The following is a 2,576-nucleotide window of genomic DNA, read 5'->3' on the forward strand; positions in this document are numbered from 1 at the left end:
GACCTTACTTTTCATAATTGCTTGTTGTTTATGATTTTTTTTCTCCAGGGTTTTATCACCTTTTCCAAAATATATATTTTCTAGAATAAAATTATCTAAATTTAATATTTTTAATGAAAACACTACGTTAATTTTTAGATAATAGATATCCACTTTCTACTTAAGATTAATAATAGTATAATTGTTTATATATTTTGTTTTTGTAATACCGACTTGAGAATAAAAAAACGATAATATAATTTAAATTCATATTTTTAATTATATTTTTTCAACCATTTATATAGGGTGGTTTTTGGAATGTTATAACGTTTCATAACTTCTGTTTTTGTCATTTCTCCAGATGAAATTTGTTCCAAAATAAAATCTATAATCTCTTTGGTATAAATATTCTTACGGAATTGTGGAAGTAATATCTTTTTGTTTTTTACATTTCTTTCCTTTCTTTCTTTTGCTATTGGAGGTGCATATAAAATAAGATGTTGTGTATATAATCTGAAAAAATCGTATTCCAATAGTTTACTCCATTTTAGCAAAATATCGGTAGATAAATTTTCTTGTTTATACATTTCTTTTATTTCATCTTCAGAGCATTTAAAAAAATTACAGATGCGGGATATTTCTATCCCACGATCTGTAACACCCAACCTAACTAACTCACCAATATGTATCTCTTTGAAATTCATTTTTTTTTAATATGTAAATAACGACTATATGAACCTTCTGTTAGTTAATCGGAACATAGTAGAAATAGTTTTCCGTTATATTAACGCCTTTGTAATTTACAGTACCAGGGTAGATATAAGTACTTCTCTGAATAGCAGAATTATCGCATTGTACATTCATATATAATCTTTCTGTTCCATTCGTTGTATTGGTATAAATAAACTCTGTATTCATTTCAAAATCCCTGTTTTCAGCATTTGCGGCGGCGCGGGCTAAAGGCTGGAAATTGCTGGTTCCTAAAATTGGATTATAATTTCCCGACGAAGTGTTTGATAATTGATCTTTACCTATAAAAAACCTGATATATGCACCTTCCGTAACAGCAAATCCGGAAGCAAGAAAGTGTATTTTCGCCGAGATATTATGCGTACCTGGAGGAACATCAAGATAGGCTACAGAATTCCAGTTAGTATTTCCTAATTGTGTATTAGCAATCCAGGTAAAATACCCATTGACAGGGAGGCTGCTAAAAAGGTTAATATTAGACCACGTTCCCACTCCATTTGCATCAGAAGTAAGGATTTTACCTACTGCTTGGTTGCCATCTACAATTTTTATTGCGGCAACAGGTGCTGTTGCTGTACCACCAGTTTCTATATGCAATTTGTGTGTTGGAGCTGTAGTGTTAATACCTACATTTACGGCTGTAACTGCAGTTGTACCTCCTAAGATCATAGAGTTATTTTGTGTTACAATAGCTCCTGCTCCAATGGCTGTAGTGTAATTTAAATTAGTACTTCCACTTGCTGGTCCAGCATTATAACCAATAGCAGTGTTATTATTACCTGTTATATTACCTGAAGCAGTCATTCTACCCACTGCCGTGTTATATGTACCTGTGGTATTATTAAATAAAGCGGCTTCTCCAATGGCTGTATTAAAACTTGCTTTATTGTTGTTCAAAGCATTGTCACCAATTGCAATATTATAACTCCCCGTAGTATTTGATAATAAGGAAGATCTCCCCACAGCAATATTAGCATTTCCTGTAACATTTTCCCTTAAAGCTAATGCTCCATAAGCAGTGTTGCTTTGTCCTGTGGTGTTTTTCTGCAAAACATTTAGACCAACGGCGGTGTTTTGTATTGCAGTATTGGCTATTAACGTATTGTAACCTAAAGAAACACTGCTTTTTGTAATAATTCCTGCGGTAGAATTGTTTATCTTAAAATTAAAAGGCTGGTCATTTAACGTACCTATAAAGTCGGTTGCAAGAGTAGAGTTTCCTGTAGTTGTCCAAAAATCGTTAGTATAGCTTCCTCCTCCGTTTAGTTTTTGCCAGATTACACCATCAAAGAAGTAATATCCTGCGGTGGTTACGTTGGAAGTTTTTGTGGTTGTTGGACTTGTGGCAGCTGTTACATATACGATTGCACCTGTTTGGTCATTGGTATAATTAGGATCTTTTGCTTTCAGTTCATCTCCTGTCAATCTTGGGGCAATAATCCCATCAGTTTTGGTAAGATCGGTAGGTGACGCCGTAACGTCTAAAGTAACTTTTGGATTTTCTGTATTTATACCTACTTGGGAAAAAGCGGTAGAACTGAATAATAAAGTTCCTAATAATATTGTTTTTTTTATCATTTATATTGAATTATAATTAATGGTAATCTTTTCAAACTCCACTCAAGTTTATTGCTTATACAGCTATTTGTGGGGTTACATTGTTATACAAATTATGACTGAGGAGAAGGTGGTCTACGAATACACTATTACTACATTCTATAATAATGACAGAATATTTTGTTTTTATAGGGTTTATAAATTTTGAGTTGTAAAAGAAACGAATAATATAAGTCGATATATTTTTTGCTAAGAGCAACTGATTTATTATCATGTGATGATTTGATATT

At 32.4% G+C, this 2,576-nt stretch carries 2 protein-coding genes; both read right to left on the reverse strand.

Annotated features, from left to right (window positions below; translation table 11 throughout):
- Nucleotides 1-254: 254 nt before the first annotated feature.
- Nucleotides 255-683: a transposase gene (locus N5D90_RS17005; protein ID WP_280063466.1), complete on the reverse strand. Its 429-nt coding sequence runs from the start codon at nucleotides 681-683 to the stop codon at nucleotides 255-257.
- A 40-nt stretch (nucleotides 684-723) separates the two neighbouring features.
- Entirely contained in the window at nucleotides 724-2,307 is a 1,584-nt protein-coding gene (locus N5D90_RS17010; RefSeq protein WP_280063468.1) for a hypothetical protein, read from the reverse strand.
- Nucleotides 2,308-2,576 lie beyond the last annotated feature (269 nt).

This window comes from Empedobacter sp. GD03797 (genome assembly GCF_029842105.1).
GTDB lineage: Bacteria > Bacteroidota > Bacteroidia > Flavobacteriales > Weeksellaceae > Empedobacter > Empedobacter falsenii_C.